The organism is Endozoicomonas elysicola (assembly GCF_000710775.1).
Taxonomy (GTDB): domain Bacteria; phylum Pseudomonadota; class Gammaproteobacteria; order Pseudomonadales; family Endozoicomonadaceae; genus Endozoicomonas; species Endozoicomonas elysicola.
The window spans coordinates 437,528-456,450 of the sequence record NZ_JOJP01000001.1; the positions used below are offsets into that span (position 1 = coordinate 437,528).

General features: G+C 45.2%; 13 protein-coding genes. 6 read left to right on the forward strand and 7 right to left on the reverse strand.

Going from position 1 to position 18,923, the window contains the following annotated elements:
* Position 1: 1 nt before the first annotated feature.
* The 4 genes from GV64_RS01905 to GV64_RS01920 all read left to right on the forward strand — a co-directional run bounded on the left by GV64_RS01905 (position 2) and on the right by GV64_RS01920 (position 3,289).
* Positions 2–589, forward strand: a complete 588-nt coding sequence (locus tag GV64_RS01905) for a hypothetical protein (protein WP_152553895.1) — start codon at positions 2–4, stop codon at positions 587–589.
* Between the two features lie 73 nt (positions 590–662).
* Positions 663–1,724 (forward strand): COX15/CtaA family protein, encoded by a 1,062-nt coding sequence (locus GV64_RS01910; protein WP_020582190.1) that lies wholly within the window; start codon positions 663–665, stop codon positions 1,722–1,724.
* Positions 1,721–2,623, forward strand: coding sequence for a heme o synthase (gene cyoE / locus GV64_RS01915; RefSeq protein ID WP_020582189.1), 903 nt, complete (start codon positions 1,721–1,723; stop codon positions 2,621–2,623). The genes GV64_RS01910 and cyoE overlap by 4 nt, the downstream gene beginning before the upstream one ends.
* 33 nt (positions 2,624–2,656) lie before the next feature.
* A complete protein-coding gene (locus GV64_RS01920; protein WP_020582188.1) occupies positions 2,657–3,289 on the forward strand; it encodes an SCO family protein in 633 nt (210 codons plus the stop codon).
* Positions 3,290–3,381: 92 nt separating this feature from the next.
* On the opposite strand, the gene GV64_RS01925 is transcribed toward GV64_RS01920, so the two are convergent.
* The 4 genes from GV64_RS01925 to GV64_RS01940 all read right to left on the reverse strand — a co-directional run bounded on the left by GV64_RS01925 (position 3,382) and on the right by GV64_RS01940 (position 7,663).
* Positions 3,382–5,427, reverse strand: coding sequence for a hypothetical protein (locus tag GV64_RS01925; RefSeq protein ID WP_020582187.1), 2,046 nt, complete (start codon positions 5,425–5,427; stop codon positions 3,382–3,384).
* A 180-nt stretch (positions 5,428–5,607) separates the two neighbouring features.
* Positions 5,608–6,393, reverse strand: a complete 786-nt coding sequence (znuB, locus tag GV64_RS01930; protein WP_034843932.1) for a zinc ABC transporter permease subunit ZnuB — start codon at positions 6,391–6,393, stop codon at positions 5,608–5,610.
* Positions 6,393–7,166 carry a zinc ABC transporter ATP-binding protein ZnuC gene (gene znuC / locus GV64_RS01935; protein ID WP_020582185.1) on the reverse strand — a complete coding sequence of 258 codons (774 nt, stop codon included), beginning with the start codon at positions 7,164–7,166 and terminating at the stop codon, positions 6,393–6,395. The genes znuB and znuC overlap by 1 nt, the downstream gene beginning before the upstream one ends.
* A gap of 14 nt (positions 7,167–7,180) precedes the next feature.
* Entirely contained in the window at positions 7,181–7,663 is a 483-nt protein-coding gene (locus tag GV64_RS01940) for a Fur family transcriptional regulator (protein WP_020582184.1), read from the reverse strand.
* Positions 7,664–7,824: 161 nt separating this feature from the next.
* Between GV64_RS01940 and GV64_RS01945 the strand changes: the two genes are divergently transcribed.
* Positions 7,825–8,250, forward strand: a complete 426-nt coding sequence (locus GV64_RS01945) for a hypothetical protein (protein WP_020582183.1) — start codon at positions 7,825–7,827, stop codon at positions 8,248–8,250.
* Between the two features lie 90 nt (positions 8,251–8,340).
* On the opposite strand, the gene GV64_RS01950 is transcribed toward GV64_RS01945, so the two are convergent.
* Positions 8,341–9,330, reverse strand: coding sequence for a homoserine kinase (locus tag GV64_RS01950; RefSeq protein ID WP_020582182.1), 990 nt, complete (start codon positions 9,328–9,330; stop codon positions 8,341–8,343).
* A 45-nt stretch (positions 9,331–9,375) separates the two neighbouring features.
* Positions 9,376–9,783, reverse strand: coding sequence for a DUF2782 domain-containing protein (locus tag GV64_RS01955; RefSeq protein ID WP_085931366.1), 408 nt, complete (start codon positions 9,781–9,783; stop codon positions 9,376–9,378).
* Between the two features lie 357 nt (positions 9,784–10,140).
* Here GV64_RS01955 and polA point away from each other — a divergent pair, with 357 nt between their 5' ends.
* Positions 10,141–12,891 (forward strand): DNA polymerase I, encoded by a 2,751-nt coding sequence (gene polA / locus GV64_RS01960; RefSeq protein WP_034843934.1) that lies wholly within the window; start codon positions 10,141–10,143, stop codon positions 12,889–12,891.
* Between the two features lie 795 nt (positions 12,892–13,686).
* Here the strand turns inward: polA and GV64_RS01965 are convergent.
* The gene (locus GV64_RS01965; protein WP_020582179.1) at positions 13,687–18,543 is read right to left on the reverse strand and encodes an NAD-glutamate dehydrogenase; all 4,857 of its coding nucleotides are present in this window, start codon (positions 18,541–18,543) and stop codon (positions 13,687–13,689) included.
* Positions 18,544–18,923 lie beyond the last annotated feature (380 nt).

The following is an 18,923-nucleotide window of genomic DNA, read 5'->3' on the forward strand; positions in this document are numbered from 1 at the left end:
CATGACAACGACAACCAGCATTAATAAGAACCGGTTTCAGCTAGCCCTTGTCATTCTGATCCCATCCATAGCCATGGGGCTGGCCTGGATTATGTACTTTACCGGGGCGTGGATTCCGGAAGGTCGGACAAATAAAGGCGAGCTTTTATTACCTCCGGCCCAGTTTTCCGCTCTGCACCTTCAGAGTGGAGAAAAGAGCGTAGATGCAGCAGAGACAGAAGGGCTCTGGCGGGTTGTCGTGTTTGGCAGTACCCGTTGTGAAGAGTCGGAATGCATAGAAAGCCTCTATAAAACCCGTCAGGTGCATATTGCGCTCGGAAAGGAGTCTGACCGGGTGACCCGATTTTACATTGCCCCAGAAAAACCGGTGCCTTCCTCTGAACTTGAAACTGAACATCCGGGAATTTACTGGCTGAACGCAGATAAAAACCATGTGCAAACAGCGCTCGGTCTGAAGCATTGGCCAGAAAATCGTATTTTTATCATCGATCCTCTGGGTAATTTGATCATGGGGTATCAGGTTGATCAACCGGGTGGTGATTTGCTGAAAGATCTGAAAAAACTGCTGAAAGCATCCAATATTGGTTAATGGGTACTAAATGATTATTGAATCATTGGTTTTTATTTAATGTGGTATTTTTTGGTTAAAAACAGGGTTGGTAATGGGTAGTCAACTCACTGGAGCGGTTATGAAGAAAAAAGGATTTTATCTGGCTCTGATCGCTACGCTGCTGGCAAGCATCGTGGTTGGTCTGGGTGCCTATACAAGGCTGGTGCACGCCGGGCTGGGGTGTCCTGACTGGCCGGGTTGTTATGGGTTTCTGACCGTGCCGGATACTCAGCAGGAGATTGCTCACGCCGAGTCGCTCTTTCCAGGCGCGCCGGTTGAAGTGGATAAGGGGTGGGCGGAGATGATCCACCGCTATGTGGCCGGCGCTCTGATGCTCCTGGTGTTGATGATTGTAATTCAGGCATTCAAAAACCGACGTGAGCCGGGTCAACCTTTCAAGCTACCCATTCTGATCTTTGTATTGATTACGCTGCAGGCCGCGTTTGGCATGTGGACAGTAACGCTTAAGCTGTGGCCTCAGGTCGTTACCGCTCATTTGCTGGGTGGCTTTGCTACCTTCAGTCTACTGTTTCTCTTAACGTTAAGGTTGTCTGGGGTGCATCGAGAAAAAGTGCAGGACAAACCGTTCTATTTCCTGAAATGGCTTGCGGTAATAAGCCTGCTGGTGGTGGTTGGTCAGGTCAGTCTCGGTGGGTGGACGAGCTCCAACTATGCAGCGCTTGCCTGTCCTGATCTGCCCATGTGTCAGGGGCAATGGTTGCCACCCATGAATTTTGAGGAAGGGTTTGATGTGGGGCAGGATATAGGTCCAAATTATCTGGGTGGGCAGCTGCACGCTGAAGCCAGAACGGCCATACATTTTGCGCATCGAGTGGGAGCATTACTGACCGTAATATTACTGACGTTGCAAATGCTTATTGCACTCAAAGTGTCGTTCAGGGTTGGCGGACCTGTTGGGTCAACGGTTCGAAAAATGATGCTGCTGATTATGGTTATGTTGACGGTTCAAGTCGGGCTTGGCCTCAGCAATATAATCTGGAGTCTGCCATTGAGTATTGCCGTAGCGCATAACTTGGGTGGTGCGTTGTTATTGTTATCGCTGGTGGCCTATAACTACTTCTTATTCGGCGGCAGCAGGAGGGCTGGAGCATGAGTCAAAGTAATGTATTACAGGCAGGGAGTGCCCACTGGCGGGATTATCTTGAGCTGACCAAGCCTAAGGTTGTCGCGCTGATGATTTTAACGTCTGTTATTGGTATGTACCTGGCGACGCCTGGTTGGGTGCCTCTGGATATTCTGTTCTTCGGTAATCTGGGGATTGCTCTTTGTGCTGGTGCCGCCGCAGTGATTAATCACGTTGTTGATCGCCAGATTGATACCGTGATGGCGAGAACTCATAAGCGGCCGGTGGCCACTGGTAGGGTTGAACCACTTCAGGCAGTCATGTTTGCCTTTATTATCGGTTCGCTGGGCATGGCCATGCTGTTTGTGCTGGTTAATCCTCTGACGGCCTGGTTAACGTTTGCCTCCCTGATGGGCTATGCGGTGGTGTATACACTGATTCTTAAACGGGCAACACCACAGAATATTGTTATTGGTGGACTGGCCGGTGCGGCCCCTCCTCTGCTCGGTTGGACTGCTGTTACCGGACAGTTCGAAGGCCATGGTCTTTTGCTGGTACTGATTATTTTTGCCTGGACACCACCTCACTTCTGGGCACTGGCGATCCACCGTAAAGAGGAGTATGCCAAAGCGGATGTTCCCATGCTGCCCGTCACTCATGGCGAGGCTTACACCAAACTCCATATTCTGCTCTATACCATCATCATGTTCGTGGTCACCATGTTGCCATTTCTGACGGGGATGAGTGGGGTGATCTATTTGATAGGGGCAACCCTTCTTGGTGCTCGTTTTCTGTACTGGTCGGTTGTTCTGCTTCGTGACAGCAGACCTCATGCCGCCATCAAGACCTTCAAGTTTTCGATAACCTATTTGATGCTGCTGTTTGTGGTGTTGCTGGTGGACCACTATTCATTTTATCTCTGGGTGTAAGGAGTACCTGTGGACACAGAAAGGAGTAAGGGAGTGAAGAAGACGGTCACTATTTTGCTGGCAGCCGTCGCCGTGGTACTTGGGCTGACGGCGAATAAGTTCATGAACAAGCCGGCTTTATCTAAAGAGCAGCTGCAGCAGATGGGGGCGGTGGTGTTTGATACACCCAGGGCTTTCACCATGGAGGGGTTGGTTGACCATAATGGCCAGCCATTTGCCGCAGAAAATCTTAAAGGACGCTGGAGCCTGGTCTATTTCGGTTTTACCTTCTGTCCTGATATCTGCCCGGCAACGCTGAGCCAGTTAAATAAGCTGGATGCACTGCTTAAGGAAAAGTCTCCGGAACTGGCGAAAGATATGCAGTACCTTATGGTGTCGGTGGATCCACGAAGAGATACGCCTGAAAAACTGAAAGGCTATGTGCCCTACTTCAATAAGGACTTTGTTGGGGTAACGGGAGAAATTACCAATATTTATAATCTTGCGGTTCAAATGAATGTGCCGTTTACACCGGTGGTTGATCCTGAGGATGAGTTTTACCTGGTGGATCATGGGGCAAATCTGGCATTGATTAATCCGAAAGGGGATTATCATGGGTTTATCCGGCCACCTTTGGAGCCGGAGAAGCTGATGGCTGCGATGACAAGCATTAATAAGCTTAAATGATCATTCAATCAGAAAGGTTATATCTTACTTATGAGGAAACCTGCTTTGATCTGGTAAGGAAACAAAGCAGGTATAATAGATAAAGAGTCTGATTACTGCCGTTTGGGTTTGGCTTGTACTTTGCTCTTTATGTTTGTCCATGCACTATGCTCAGCTTCGGCGAAATCACTAGCATCCCGTTTCATTCGTCGATCTACCGCTTCAGCTGCAGCATGATCTATAGCTGCTTCAATCTCATCGCTTAAGCTCTTGCCTGCCATGAGTTTTCTGTATTCTTGTAATGTATGTACAGGAATCAGGTTGATTTCATCATCCTCAAAATCAACATTCGATCTCAGGTTTTTCTGTAAGGCTTCATCGCTTTTTTTACGATAATCAGATGCTGAAGAGACCAAATTATATTTATCTCTAAGTTGCCAGCAGGCACTTTTTACTGGGTGTGCATCACCTTTCTCTTTTGCTCTATCCTTGAGCTGAACAGCTTTACTGTTATAGTAATCTAAAATAAGTTGCGTGGGCTTAAAACCGCTCATTCCTTCAGCTTTGAAAGCCTTTAATCGATCAGACATGCTCTGGTTAGAGCTGTCACTCCAGTTTGGTTTCTTCGCTCCTTCTGATTTACTTATATAATCTGTCTCAGCTGCATCTAGTAGATCGTTTAACTCCTGATCTGTATCAGCTTCATCCAATATTTTTTGGTCGTTTTCACGCATTTTCATCAACTCTGCTCTAAGTTCATCCTTCCAGTTGGCTCTCAGCTTTGAATGATTAGCTAAGTCATGATCACTTTTGGACAAAATCAAATTTTTTATTTTTGGGCTGTTAATTACTTTCAGGAAAGACTTTAATCTTTGTACATTCGCAGGGTCAAACATATGTGCAACCCAGCCAGATTTATCCTTTCTCATATGCATTTCTAAAAGTTTAAAATTAGACTCTCGAAGCACTTGTTGAGGTGGAAAGGCTCGACCACTTGACTTTACCATTCCCGTAACCAAATCTTCTGGCAACTTATCCATTTCACCTCTTGAGATCATATGGACTATTGCCTGTGCCAGTTTTTCATTTTGGTTTTTTTCACCTGTTTTAATTCCCTTGAATAATTCCTTAGGCAGGCTTTTAGGATCATATGCAGCAACTACTTCTACCATACCTTTTGGTAACTTAACTTTGCCACTGGCCGTTTCTTTCTCTATTCCTTTAAACATATCTTTAGTTACACCTTCTGGAAGATCGCCATGATCATCTCTGGCAATCAATCTGAGTAACTGTATGCTTTGTTTATCATCTTTAGCCATTGCAAACAGGGTTTTAAGGCCAAGATGTCTAGAATGGGCATCTTCAACACGTTTAATATTATTTACTACTTTTCGAGTTAATTGATTTACATAATGGTCACGTTCAGTAGAGCAAAACATGTCGAAAGTATATTGATCAAAAATCTCTTGACTTATCGTTTTTATCCCCAATGCTTGCATGGCCTCTGTTGTTGCCTCTGGTAGAGTCTCTGGATTGATAACTACCGGATCATCATCTGCAAACAGTGCTTCAAATTTTTCTTCTTTAGTAAGTGGTGTTCTTAAATTTGTTTTAGGAATTACAACTTTTCCATTTGCGATGGGAGCTGTACTTTGAAAAGCTGGTTTCGCCGTGACAAGAGTATTTTGTAGATTTTGACGCTGAGGTGGTCTTTGAGCTTGGCTTTTCAGAGTACCTGAATTCCCTGTGGGTTTGCCGGTATTCTTTTTCCTATTTTGAATTTCTGCAAGTAAGTCACCCTGTGCCGCATCTGACCTGGATTTTGCTTGTTTTGCAAACTTTTCTTGTGCTTTCAATGCCGCTTCTGACTGCACTTTTTTCTTACCTTGATTCCAGGTCTTTTCAGGGGCGGCAGCCGTTAGCTGTCCAATTCCAGGAGGCGGAGGCGGAGGTGGAGCTGGAGCTAAAGGTGCTCCAGCAGCTACATTGCTACTAGGCTGGGTTTGGGCGAATGATCTCTTATACAGGGGGGTTGTTTCAATAGCATCACCCTGCCCGTTTACTTCCGGTTGTGTAGAGGTTTGCTTATTATCATTTAAATTGTTGTTTTCAATTTTTTGTTTTGGTTTTAAGACTGATTGGCCGAAAATACTATCCATGATGAAACTCCCTTTTGCATCATTTTGAGCAATATTCTTAACAAATAGTTGCGTGTGAGCAATTAGACTTTGGTGTTTGATAATTTCTTATATAAATTGTAGGCTTTAATTTTTTTTTATTTATAATATATAAAATAATTTTTATTCTATTTTTATATAAAGCCAGCTAATGCTGGCTTTTTAATACTTTTTCTTAACGATCTGAGTCATTAAAAAGAGTATAAAGCTGGATACAACCACTGAAGGTCCTGCAGGAGTATCAAAATACCATGAAGCGGCTAAACCACCAGAAACACCCATAATTCCCAGTAGAGCTGCAAAAACAACCATTTGTTCTGGTGTTTTGGCAAAGCGCTGGGCTGTAGCGGCTGGAATAATCATCAGAGAGGTAATTAAAAGAACACCTACAATCTTCATGGCTACTGCAATCACCAGTGCCATCAACAGGGTTAGTACCATTCTGAGCTTCCTGACCGGAATACCTTCGACCTGGGCAAGCTCGGCATGAACGGACATGGCTAGCATAGGTTTCCATAGCCATGCCAGAGTTGCCAGAACCAGAAATCCTCCGCCATATATCCAACAAAGATCAGTTGGGCCGGTCGCCAGCAGATCCCCAAACAGGTATGACATCATATCTACACGGACATTATCCGCAAAACTAATGGTGACCAGACCAATAGAAAGAGAGCTATGGGCAAGTATTCCCAGAAGAGTATCAGAGGCAATACGTTGTTTTTCTTGAAAGCTTATCAGGATAATAGCGACCATCAGTGAGCTGAATATAACGGCCAGATTGATATTAATATTCAGCATCAGCCCCAGCGAGACCCCAAGCAAAGCCGAGTGAGAGAGGGTATCACCAAAATAAGCCATTTTCCGCCAGACAACAAAGCAGCCAAGAGGGGCTGCCAGCATGGCTACGCCATAGCCTGCCAGCAAGGCGTACAGAAGTATATCAGGCATTATTGGCTTCCTTTTGAGGGAGCGTTCTGTGATTCAAGAACATGGCCATCAACGCCATGGTGGTGGTCATGGTGATGAGTGTATATGGCGAGTTCATCCGATTCTCCGCCAAACAGGCGAAGATAGGCAGGGTGTTTTTTTACCTGGTGGGGGTGGCCAGAACAGCAGACATGCTGGTTAATACAAACTACCTTATCGGTGGAGGCCATGACCAGGTGAAGGTCATGGGAAACCATCAAAACAGCACAGCTTTCCTGATTCTTAGACTCATTACGAATATCAGTAATGAGTTGATAAAGCTCCTTTTGTCCTGTGACATCAACTCCCTGAACCGGCTCATCCAGAACCAGGAGGTGAGGCTTATGAAGAAGTGCCCGGGCCAGCAAAACACGTTGTAGCTCTCCCCCGGAAAGTGACTGAAGGGGCGACTGAAGAACATGCGCAACACCGGTACGGCTAAGAGCGTCATTAACGGCTGTCAGGCGACAGCCAGTCAGCCTCAGAAACCGGTTGACGGTCAAGGGCATGGTGTCATTAACATGCAGCTTTTGAGGCATATAGCCAATACGAAGCCCCTTTCTGATTAATCGTTGACCAGAAGAGGGTTCCTGAAGCCCAAGAGCTATCCGAACGAGTGTCGTTTTACCCGCACCATTGGGTCCAATCAGTGTAACTATCTCACCTGAGTGTACTTGCAGGTTGATCCCTGTAAGCACATCTCTATTCTGGAATTTCATCCAGATGTTGCTCAACTCTATGAGTGGCTGATTCATAACTTAGTGATTCTTCATTTGGTTCTGCAGTTTGTACACAAGCCAGCCAATTCTATTGAGGTGTCGGTAATGGTAAAACCGTGATCAATAGCACAGCCTTGCAGTGATTGATCAATAGTAGGGTGTTCTATCTCAATGGTGGTCCGGCATTTAGTACAGATGAGAAAGCAGCTGTTATGTTGAGTGTTTGGGCGGCTGCAGCCAATATAAGCATTGATTGATGATAAGCGGTGAACCAGGCCCTGCTCCTGGAGAAAATCCAACGCTCGATACACGGTTGGAGGTTGAGCTGGCTTGGATTGCCCTTGGGTCAGTTCTGCCAGTATTTCATAGGCTCCAACCGGGCAGTGGCTCTGCCAGACCAGTTCCAGTACTTTTTCCCTCAAGGCCGTCAGACGAACGCCGCGATCCCGACAAAGAGTCTGGGCTTTATGTAAAGCGTCATAAATACAGCGCTTGTGGTTATGAGGTGTATATGGGGTAAGTTGACCGGTCATACGGTATATTAGTTGTAAACAATCGTGGTGTTATATTATAACTTTTTTGTTTGAATTTATATAAAGCAATGTCATTTCCACCCTCTATCTTCAATAAGGGCTATCATACTTAAACAAGCTGGAAAAACGGAAGAATAATCAATATTGCAAGGAGCAGTACTATGGCAATTGGTAAGGTTTATAATCCCGTTCAGACACTAGGAAATAATGAGAAGCTTCCTGAAGCAAACAAACCAGATCCTAAAAAATCACATACAAGAGGAATTTGGAGTTCGGCAGAATTTAAAATCAGAGGTCAGGTTGGACTAGTTAAACCGAGCAATGATCAATACTTCAAATTTTTAAAAGACAGGAATATTGACTTAATTAAGAAAGTTGATAGTGGTGAATTAAAGCTTGATGCTGCAATAGAGGAGTTTAAGGGGCAGATCAAGGGGGATAAAAAAACTCATGGTGATAGCGTAACCTCATTACCTAGTCATAAATTGAAAGCCCTACCCAAAAGTGAAGAAAATACATCAGAACCAGCTCAGCCTACTCCAGAAAACACTGACTCTGCGAATGAACTTCCAAAGGACAAATTATAAGCTTATCTCAGGTTAAGCGCTGAGAAATCTGCCTTCTAGCAAATTTCATGGTTAGAAGGCGTTTTATATCCGTATCAAAAAACTGCCATATTATTGCAATTTTGAAGCAAAATCATTTGTTCTTAACCTTAGCATTTCTTTGAACTCATTTGGGTCCAGAAAGTGTCGAACCAAGTTGGCCTGATGTTCTTGATCCATCTGTGATTCCGGATAAACAAAAGTAATCAGCCGTGAAATCCAGAATCTAAATGCTGCTAACTGTAACATTAAAGGCCATGCCTTTTTTTCTTCCTCAGTAAATGTTCGAACCTGTGCATAGGCCTCAGTTAGTGCTTGCGAACGTTGGTTATCCAACTCAAGTTTATTGGTAAGACACCAGTCGTTTACGGTAACGGCAAGGTCATAGATTAACCAGTCATTACAGGCCTGATAGAAGTCGATTACGGCTGAGATTTTTCCCTGATCAAAAAGTACATTGTTATGAAACAGGTCTCCATGAATGAGCCCCTTTGGCAGTTTATCAAAAGCTTTAATTGCATTTGATATGTTCTTCCAATGCTCTGTCATGAAGCTGGCATCATCCTGATCGAGTAATGGACTAAGCCTTTTTTGCTGGTCATCCAGCCAGGAAAGGCCGCGTTGATTCTCCTGATAAAGGGCGGACCCTTGCCCTGCTATATGGATTTTTGCCAACATCGTACCAATTTGCTGGCATTGATCCAGAGAGAGATTTCTGGCATCAGGGTGCTGCCCTGCAAAGCATTGCACAATCAAAGTAGGCTTATCTTTTAACGACTGGAGAGCAATGCCATTCTTATCCCGAACCGGATTGGGTACAGGCAAGCCGGAAGATTTAAGTTCATCCGTATAATTGATAAAAAATGGCAACGTGTCTGCAGGAAGGTACTCAAAGAGTGTTAATACATAACGCTGGAGATGGCCTTTTTTATCAATATCCAGGAAGTAGTTGGTATTCTCAACTCCGCTTTCAATGCCCTTAAATGACGTTAAGTCACCAAGGTCATAACGAGTCAGAAGTTGCTCGATATCCTGTTGTGTCAAATGGGTATAAACAGACATGAAGTCCCTGTTCTTGGATGGTTAGATCTATGGTTCTGTAGGTATTCAGTGCCACTCAAAAATGGTCCATGAAGGCACTAACAGGGCTCGTTTTGTTGGGTCAATGGGGTTCCCTTCATTATCTGAGGCAATAAGGTAGTAGGGTTTACCTGTTTTAGGAATAACCTGAATGGCATAAAGCTGACCACCAACCCGGTACTCTTTATACGTTCTCGAATCACCGGCACGAATCACTACCGATGTATCATCCCTGTTCTCCAGCTCTTCAGGGCGTAAGTGCTTTGGAATTTTCTTAATCGCTTCATCGGTAAGTACAACGGCTTTCTGGTTGCTGGACGAGTCCGCATTGATCGTCGATTGATCAGAACCTTCCGGACTGTGAGTAGCACAGCCAAAAAGAAACAAGGGTAAGAAAGCCAGACCCAACTGCGCTCTTTTTATGGAGGGTTTCATCAGGAGCCTCATGATAATTGCGGTGGAAACCATTAAATTGCCCAGGGCCTGTTGACGTTTCGTTGAGTGCTCAGCGGATCAGGGCGCTCCTATGACGAGGCGTGGCATTGCAGGAAGGCTGGTTGCCTTTCAAAATGCCTCAACGACGTTATAGGGGCGCCATGATCCGCCCGAAGGGTAGCCCAGAAAAGCGTCATCTGCTTTGTCAGACTTGCTTGATGTAGAATAACTACACGCTGCGCAAGTCTTTCGCGCATATGGCGCTTTTCTGGGCCACTGAGCACGCAACGAAACGTCAACAGGCCCTGGAAGCATTCTATACCCAGTTACCCAGAATCGTAAGTGAGTCCGTAATCCATGTCAGAACAAGCCAGTACACCTCAACTCATACTCGTTGATGGCTCATCTTACCTCTATCGCGCTTTTCATGCCTCTGAGCGCGCCAATCTGCGAACTGCTGATGGTCGCCCAACGGGTGCAATTCGGGTGATGACGAATATGCTGCGCAGTCTTATGCGGCAGTACCAAGGTAGTCATGTCACTGTAATTTTTGATGCTAAAGGGAAAAACTTTCGTCATGAAATGTACAGTGAATACAAGGCAACCCGAAAGCCTATGCCTGACGATCTTCGCTCGCAGATAGAACCTATTCATCAGATCGTCACGGCTCTTGGGTTGCCGCTGCTGATGATTGAAGGTGTTGAGGCAGATGATGTGATCGGAACACTGGCCAGGCAGGCTACCGAGAAAAAAATCGAGACCATTATTTCTACGGGCGATAAAGATATCGCCCAGCTGGTCACCGAGCATGTATCGATGATCGATACCATGAATGATGTCTTTACCGATGTCAGTGGTGTAGAGAACAAATTTGGGGTTCCTGCCCATTTGATTATTGACTACCTGGCTCTGATGGGTGACAGCAGCGATAACATCCCCGGTATGCCGGGCGTTGGGCAGAAAACAGCACTGGCTTTGCTTAATGGTCTTGGCAGTATTGATGAAATTGCTGAACGACTGGATGAAGTGTCAGCACTTGGGTTCAGGGGTAGCAAGAATTTTGCGGAAAAATTTACTGAGCATAAGGACATTGTGCTGTTATCCAGAGAGCTGGCGACGATCAAGACCGATGTAGCGTTACCGGTTTCCATTGATAATCTGGAAATGCAGCCTGTTAATAAAGAGCAGCTGTTAGCACTGTTTAAAGAGTATGAATTCAGAACATTGATCTCGGAACTGGAGAAAGAAGGTTCTGGGTCTGCTGTTAATGAAGAGACAGAAGAAAAAGCAGTGGAACCTGCCGGTGAGTATTCAATCATCACCGATGAAGCGGAGTTCCTTAACTGGATAAAGCAGCTGGAGTCTGCAGAGTTATTCGCCTTTGATACGGAAACCACCAGCCTGAATTATATGGAAGCAGAGCTGGTGGGTGTTTCTTTTGCCATTGAGCCCGGTAAAGCTGCTTATGTACCCGTTGCTCATGATTATCTTGGCGCTCCTGTACAGCTGGATCGAAACTGGGTGCTGGAAAAACTGAAACCTTTGCTGGAAGACTCTGATAAGCACAAGGTTGGACAGAATTTTAAATACGATGAAAGTGTATTGGCCCGTTATGACATTCATATGAAGGGGGCCGTTTTTGACACAATGCTTGAGTCTTATGTTTTGAACTCGGTGGCTACCCGGCACAATATGGACGCCCTGGCAGAGCACTACCTGGGGTACAAAACCGTCAAGTATGAGGATATTGCTGGCAAAGGAGTGAAGCAGCTGACCTTTAACCAGATTGAGCTGGAAAAAGCGGGTCCCTATGCTGCAGAAGATGCTGACATTACGTTGCGTCTTCATCGTGCTATCTGGGCACTGCTTAAACCTGAGGCTTCTTTGGAACAAGTGTTCAAGGATATAGAAATGCCACTGGTGGATATTCTCTCACGAATTGAACGCCATGGCGCCTTGGTGGATTCTGGTTTATTGAATCAACAGAGTCTTGAGATTGGGCAGCGACTAAAGGAGCTTGAGAAAGCTGCGCATGACGAGGCGGGGGAAGCATTTAATTTATCGTCACCAAAGCAGTTACAGGAGTTGTTCTTTAATAAGTTGCAGCTTCCTGTGATAAAGAAGACTCCCAAGGGACAGCCTTCAACTGCAGAAGAAGTTTTGCAGGAACTGGCTCTGGATTACCCACTTCCCAAACTGATTCTTGAGCACCGTGGTTTAAGCAAGCTGAAATCCACTTATACGGACAAGCTCCCACAAATGATCAATGCTGCTACCGGACGAATACATACCTCTTACCATCAGGCAGTGACTGCAACGGGGCGGCTCTCTTCTTCCGACCCGAACCTTCAGAATATTCCTATTCGAACCCTTGAAGGTCGACGGGTGCGCCAGGCCTTTATCGCCCCCAGAGGTTACAAACTGGTTGCTGCGGATTATTCCCAGATTGAACTCAGAATCATGGCGCACTTATCAAAAGATAAGGGGCTGTTGGATGCTTTTGCCAATGGTCTTGATATTCATAAAGCAACTGCTGCCGAAGTGTTCGGCGTTACATTGGAAGACGTAACCAGTGATCAGCGACGCAGTGCCAAGGCTATCAATTTTGGATTGATTTATGGAATGTCCTCCTTTGGGTTAGCCAAGCAGCTGGGTGTCTCCAGAAAGTCTGCTCAGGAATACATTGATCTCTACTTTGAGCGTTATCCCGGTGTCCTGAGGTATATGGAAGAGACAAAAGCCTTCGCACGGGAAAATGGGTATGTAGAGACCATTTTTGGTCGTCGTTTATATCTTCCAGAAATCAATGCTCGAAACGGTATGAGACGACAGGGAGCTGAACGAACAGCGATTAATGCGCCCATGCAAGGAACCGCTGCGGATATTATAAAAAAGGCTATGATCCTGGTTGACCGGTGGTTGCAAGAATCAGCATTCAATGCTCGTGTGATTATGCAGGTTCACGATGAACTGGTTCTTGAGGTTGCAGATGAAAACGTTGAGGTTGTTATTGACGGAATAAAATCGCAGATGGCCAGTGCTGCAGAGCTCAGCGTTCCACTGTTAGTCGAAGCTGGTGTTGGTGGTAACTGGGACGAGGCTCATTGAGTTTTACTCTGTTCTAAAAAAGTATCAGCAGTAAGTCTGAGAAGAGTTTTGTAAGTTTTTCTTAAAGATTGGAACTTTATTGCCATATGCTTGTCTCATATAGTGAGCCTCGAAAATGAGTTGCTCCTTGTGTGTTTTGTGTTGGCAATTTTAAAGCGGTATCTGTTTCCCCGCATATATCGTTCAAAGCCAGTATCCTCAATCAGGATTCTGGCTTTTTCTTTATCTGCTGAACATCGGGTAGAAAATTTTTTATTTTTTATTTTTTATTTTTTAGGGAACTTTATAGAACTTTGCTTGTCTGAATATATGAGGATAGGAAAAAAGCAATAGTTTGGTACTGGTTTCTTATTGCTCACTGTGTGTTTTGTGTTGACAGAAATTTAAGTTGTAGGCTGCTCCCCTGTAGCCGAAGCTATATAGTCAGTGTTCCTCCCCCGGACGCTGGCTTTTTTTTGCCCCGCTTTTATGCAAGTACAGCCTAACAAATATGCTTTGGCTGCCGATTAAGCATTTAAGGTGTGTTGGTTGAAGGTTTGTTTGCTGCAGAACAAGCTCCTGAACTATTAAAACCTCGGCCTTTGTTGTGTACTTTGCGGATGTCGGTATTGGATAGTGACAGAATGAAGCGGTCATCCTCCCCTGATGACCGCTTTTTTTTGTTGGAGAGAAAATAGTAGGCATCTTTTTGGTGTTTTTATACCCGTACGCCTTTGAAGCTTCGACTTTACTGGCTTGCTCGCATGCAGCCGCATAGCAATTTCAAATCCTTTGGATATATTGCCATAGTCTGTGTCAGGTTAGGGCTATTAGAGACAGCTCCTGAACAGCGACTGATAGCATGGCAAGGTTCTGTTCTCTGGCCGACTGTATTTCCCTGACGGTTGTTTTCCAGAGATCAATTGGCTCAGCATTTTTTTCCAACCACACTGTAAGTTGCTCTTCTGGATTTCCTTCAGAGAGGGTTAGAACATTAATACAGTTGTCATTGAGTGTCCTATCTAACTGATCTTTGAGCGATGACTGTGCTTTGCGTTGCCAGAGATCATTAACCGGCAGCTGACGAATACGTTCCCTTAACCAGGGAAGGCAAAGACAATCCTCAAGAGCAAAAAAGATGGAAGCCACATCAGTAACGGTATGCTTATACTCATTTGCCACACTGACCATGAAAAGTACGTAATAAAGATATCTAAGACCAGCACAGGTTTCCGCCAGTGCTTGTGGTAGTTGCGCTTCCTGTAACCAGGTAACCCTGCCTCCCAGCCACTCACAGTCCTCTTCTCCCAGAAGTTCTGCTAGCTGTCCACTGACGGCGCTGACCCCTGGTTTATAGTTGCTGATGAGATACTCAATATCCATGGCGTTGCTATGATTTCTCAGCAGCCAGATACACGCCTTTTCAACATGTTGCTGAACCCGGAATAGCTCTACTCTCTGGATATGATCCTTTACATCAAACCCAAGGTTCTCAAACTGATCCCAGATAGATTGAATGGAAAAGATCTCTTTGATAGTCATAAATGCTCGAACACAATTCAGTTCTGAGTTTCTGGTTTCCTGTTGAATATATTCTATAAAGGTTGCCCCCATTCTGTTCCCGATTTCATTACTGAGATGGGTCGCCAGTATTTCGGTTTTTAATGGGTGACCCATAATTTGATCCGAGAATTGATTTCGGAGTTGTGAGGGGAAATAGTCCAGTAGTTTTGCTGAAAGGACTGAGTCTTTAGCCACTTCGGAGGGGACAAGGGCTTCAAACAGGTCCAGTTTAGTATGGGATAAAAGAATGGCTATTTCTGGCCTGGTAAGGCCTTCTCCAGCTTTCACTCTGGCTTTAAGTTCAGCATCTGAAGGCAGACAGTCCAGAGTTCGGTTGAGCCGTCCTTTCTGTTCGAGTTTCCTGATCAGGAATCGGTGGTCGTTAAACAATATAAGACTTTGCTGCAGACTCAGGCTTAATCGTTGGCTTTGTAAAAAGTTATGCCTGAGAACCAGTCTGGCAATTTCATCAGTCATGCTGGCCAGTAATACATTACGCTGCTTGATGGTAATGTCACCGTCATCAACCATCTGGTTAAGGAGGATCTTGATGTTTACTTCATGATCAGAGCTGTCAACACCCCCGGAGTTATCAATAGCGTCTGTGTTGATCAAGCCGCCTTTTTTGGAAAACTCTATTCTTGCCAGCTGAGTTAAGCCCAGATTCCCACCTTCCCCTACTGCACTGGTATTCAGCTCTGTTGCGCTTATGCGAACATTATCATTTGATCGATCTCCCACATCGGCGTTGCTTTCATAACTGGCTTTTACATAGGTACCAATCCCCCCATTCCACAATAGATCAGCCGGGGCTTTTAGAATAGTTTGAATAAGCTCAGCAGGAGACATCATGGATTTATCGGTTGCCAGGACGGTTCTGGCCTGTTTGCTTAAATGGATGTTTTTTAATTGGCGGCTGAATACTCCGCCCCCTTCCGATATAGTGCTGCGATCGTAATCATCCCAGGATGACCTTGGTAAATTAAACAGACGCTGGCGCTCACTGAAACTGGCAGATATATCTGGATCCGGGTCGATAAAAATGTGCTGGTGGTTAAAGGCTGCTATTAAACGAATATGGTTAGATAGCAGCATTCCGTTGCCAAAAACATCCCCGGACATGTCACCAATGCCGATTACTGTAAAGTCATGGTTCTGGGTATCTATTTCGCGTTCTTTAAAGATTCTTTTGACGGATTCCCAGGCTCCTCTGGCTGTTATACCCATTTTTTTATGGTCATAGCCCTGACTTCCACCAGAGGCAAAAGCATCACCCAGCCAGAACCCATAGCTCTTGGATACATCGTTCGCTATATCTGAAAAGCTTGCGGTGCCCTTATCCGCAGCGACCACAAGATAAGGGTCATCATCGTCGTATCGTACGATATCTTCAGGGGGAATAATGTTTCCAGTTTGAAGATTATCGGTAAGATCAAGAAGCCCAGAGATAAAAGATCGATAGCAGGAAATGCCCTCAGTCTGTATTTCTTCCCTGGAACCATTTCCAGTGAGCTGTTTTGCTACAAAGCCCCCTTTTGCTCCATGGGGTACTATGACGGCATTCTTTATCATCTGGGCTTTTACAAGGCCCAGAATTTCTGTGCGAAAGTCTTCCATTCTGTCCGACCACCTCAATCCTCCCCTGGCAATCTTTCCTCCCCGCATATGAATGCCTTCAAATCTTGGTGAGTAGACAAATATTTCAAACATTGGCCTTGGGTGTGGAGATGTTGGAATCTTTTCGGGTTTCAGTTTGAAAGACAGGTAGTCTTTAGGTTCTCCATTACGTTCTTTCTGATAAGCGTTAGTTCTCAGCATGGCTTCAATTACGCTGAGAAAGTGACGGAGAATCCGATCCTCATCCAGGTTGGCAACATTGTCCAGCAGTTGGTAAATCCGCTCTGAGCAAGCACTGGCAATTTCATTTCGATCGCCACGAAAGCCCGGATAAAAACGGATACTGAACAGGTCTGCGATTTCACGAACAACGGGTGGGTTACTATTAAGCACTTTTTGCATGTAGCTCTGGCTGAAAGGCACCTGAAGTTGCAGCAGGTATTTAGACAGAGCTCTAATGAGTACAACTTGTTCCCAATTTAAAGCTGCGGAAACGACCAGCCCATTGAACCCATCATTCTCCATTTCACCCTTCCAGGTGCGGATGAAAACCTCATGGAACTGCTCTCGTAGATGAATATCTTCAAGGTTGGTGCTGCTTGCTTGTGTACTCCCTGCTTCTTTTGTATTTGTTGTCAGGGCGTTCTCATGGCCATTAGGTTCAATACTGAAATCAAGTACCCAGGCACTTTCCAGGCTACTGGGACTGATTGCATAAGGTCTTGCACTACGAACCCTTACTCCCATCTTTTCAAGAATGGGAAGTATATCTGACAGCGCGAGCAGAGGCCCTTTCCCAAGGACTCGAAAGTGCCAGCGATAGTGATCAGTCACTGGGCGATATAGACTGGTGCTTATCTGATGACTGTCTTTTAAAGATTCCAGGCGCTGGATATCCGCTACTGCCTGACGAGGTGTGACATCCTCTCGGTAAGCAGCGGGAAACGCCAGCAGGTAGCACTGTGTCATCCGGTTGCCGGTGGCTTCACCAAACGCCTCTTTTAATGCCTGCTGTAAATGGTCTGACCAACTCAGCATCGCCTCATGAATCATTGCTTCCAGTCGCTCAACATCAACATTCTGCTGATTGGCATGACGACAATGCACCGTAAACTGCAACTGTGCCATTGGGTTTTCAGAGAGCTGAACATTGAAGTCGATACTGTTTCCGTTTAATTCACTGAGCAGAATCTGCTGCATCTTTAAACGAAGTTCAGTATTGAAGTTATCTCTGGATACATAGATAAGTACGGTGATAAAGCGGTCATAAGCGTCAGGTCGGAGAAAAACTTTCAGCTGTCGTAGCTCGTGGCAGTCGAGAATTCCGTTTATGACACTTTTGAGCTGCTCATAGCTCGCCTGCAGAAGTTCATCTCTTGGGTAGTCATGAATGATGTGTCGGAGGGCATTTCCTCGATGACTGTTTGCAGGGCAGCTGTTATTTTTCAGGAGTTTTGCCACTTTTTTCCGTATCAGGGGGATTTCATTCAGAGGTACGTTATAAGTGGTTGAAGAAAATAGTCCGAAAAAGCGCCACTCTCCGATTACTATGCCTGCGTCGTTAAATTGCTTTATCCCTATATAGTCCAGATGAGCTGGTCGATGAACCGTTGAGCGGCTGGTAGATTTGGTAATGACAAGCAGCTCGGATGTTTGAATTTTTGATGCAATATAAGGAGAAAGATCTTGTTCTACCGGATTATGGGGGCGATCTTCTCTAAAGGTCCCCAAGCCGGTTTTGCTACTGGTGCGTAATTTTAGCTTACGCGTGTCATGAATGATCTCGTAGTAACGAAAACCAATAAAAAGGAAATTATCCTTTTTAATCCAGTGTAGAAAAGCCAGGGCTTCTTTCAGTTCCAACTCCTGCAATGGGGCAGGATGGCTTTGACACCATTGGATTGCTTCATCCAGCCTGGCTTGCATTGCCTCCCAGTCAGAAACAACTTTATGAACATCCTCCACGATGCTTCGGATACCAGAAACCACTTTTTCCAAGTCAAGGTGGTCTGATTGCCGGTCAATTTCAATTCGAATAACTGCTTCATCGAGAACTGCTTGATGAGTACCAATGGAGTGTAGCTGACCAGTGTTGTCTCGCTCCGACTGAATAGTCGGATGATTCAGGCTGTAAACTTTTATTTTTTGACGGTCAAGTTCCATAAGAACTGAAGAAACCAGAAATGGCATGTCATCAACGATGATTTCAACAATGCTGTGTGTTGAATGCCAATGATGTGTTTCCGGCTCAGGGTTGTAAGCACGGATCTTGATTTGTTCCGATGGCCTTATCTGCAAAAACTGCCACAGACAGAGCAGAGCACCATAGCAGTCATCAGTATTTATCTGGGTGAGATCTTTTGGGGAAACGCCTTGGTAGTAAGCATCTGCAAGAGACTGTATTTGCTCACACTCTTTGTTTGACATGCGTTTTGCCAGGAGTGATTGAACCTGATTAACGATGACTGCTCGAAAATCTTTAAAGCGGTTCATGATATTCCTCTGTAGTTCGAAGTGAGGAGGCAAGTTATTCACGGGGCTCAGCTGGATAGATGATGTTCCGTGCTAACAGCCCTATTGTTCAGCGACTGGCAAATCTCATGCGCTATCAGCAGATTGTCAGGGTTCTGTAGCCCTGGAACACTGGTAACTGTGTTTCCACAAAAGTGTCTATCTCACCGAGACGGTTTTAGGTGGTACTGGTCAAAATCTCTGTATAAAATCGCCTTTACGCTTTAACAAAGCGTGCTTTACAAAGAGCTCGTTATAAAGTGTCTGGTATTGCATTAAAAATGTCAGTCTGGCTTTGCTGTCAACATAGACGAGAAATGGTTCAAATGCCTTGGGATTGCTGATATTGCGGGGGGCTAGGC

Bases quoted from the DNA above. Each gene is read 5' to 3' on its own strand.
- GV64_RS01905 (WP_152553895.1), top strand. From the start codon at position 2: ATGACAACGACAACCAGCATTAATAAGAACCGGTTTCAGCTAGCCCTT.
- GV64_RS01910 (WP_020582190.1), top strand. From the start codon at position 663: ATGGGTAGTCAACTCACTGGAGCGGTTATGAAGAAAAAAGGATTTTAT.
- cyoE (WP_020582189.1), top strand. From the start codon at position 1,721: ATGAGTCAAAGTAATGTATTACAGGCAGGGAGTGCCCACTGGCGGGAT.
- GV64_RS01925 (WP_020582187.1), bottom strand. From the start codon at position 5,427: ATGGATAGTATTTTCGGCCAATCAGTCTTAAAACCAAAACAAAAAATT.
- znuB (WP_034843932.1), bottom strand. From the start codon at position 6,393: ATGCCTGATATACTTCTGTACGCCTTGCTGGCAGGCTATGGCGTAGCC.
- znuC (WP_020582185.1), bottom strand. From the start codon at position 7,166: ATGAATCAGCCACTCATAGAGTTGAGCAACATCTGGATGAAATTCCAG.
- GV64_RS01940 (WP_020582184.1), bottom strand. From the start codon at position 7,663: ATGACCGGTCAACTTACCCCATATACACCTCATAACCACAAGCGCTGT.
- GV64_RS01945 (WP_020582183.1), top strand. From the start codon at position 7,825: ATGGCAATTGGTAAGGTTTATAATCCCGTTCAGACACTAGGAAATAAT.
- GV64_RS01950 (WP_020582182.1), bottom strand. From the start codon at position 9,330: ATGTCTGTTTATACCCATTTGACACAACAGGATATCGAGCAACTTCTG.
- GV64_RS01955 (WP_085931366.1), bottom strand. From the start codon at position 9,783: ATGAAACCCTCCATAAAAAGAGCGCAGTTGGGTCTGGCTTTCTTACCC.
- polA (WP_034843934.1), top strand. From the start codon at position 10,141: ATGTCAGAACAAGCCAGTACACCTCAACTCATACTCGTTGATGGCTCA.
- GV64_RS01965 (WP_020582179.1), bottom strand. From the start codon at position 18,543: ATGAACCGCTTTAAAGATTTTCGAGCAGTCATCGTTAATCAGGTTCAA.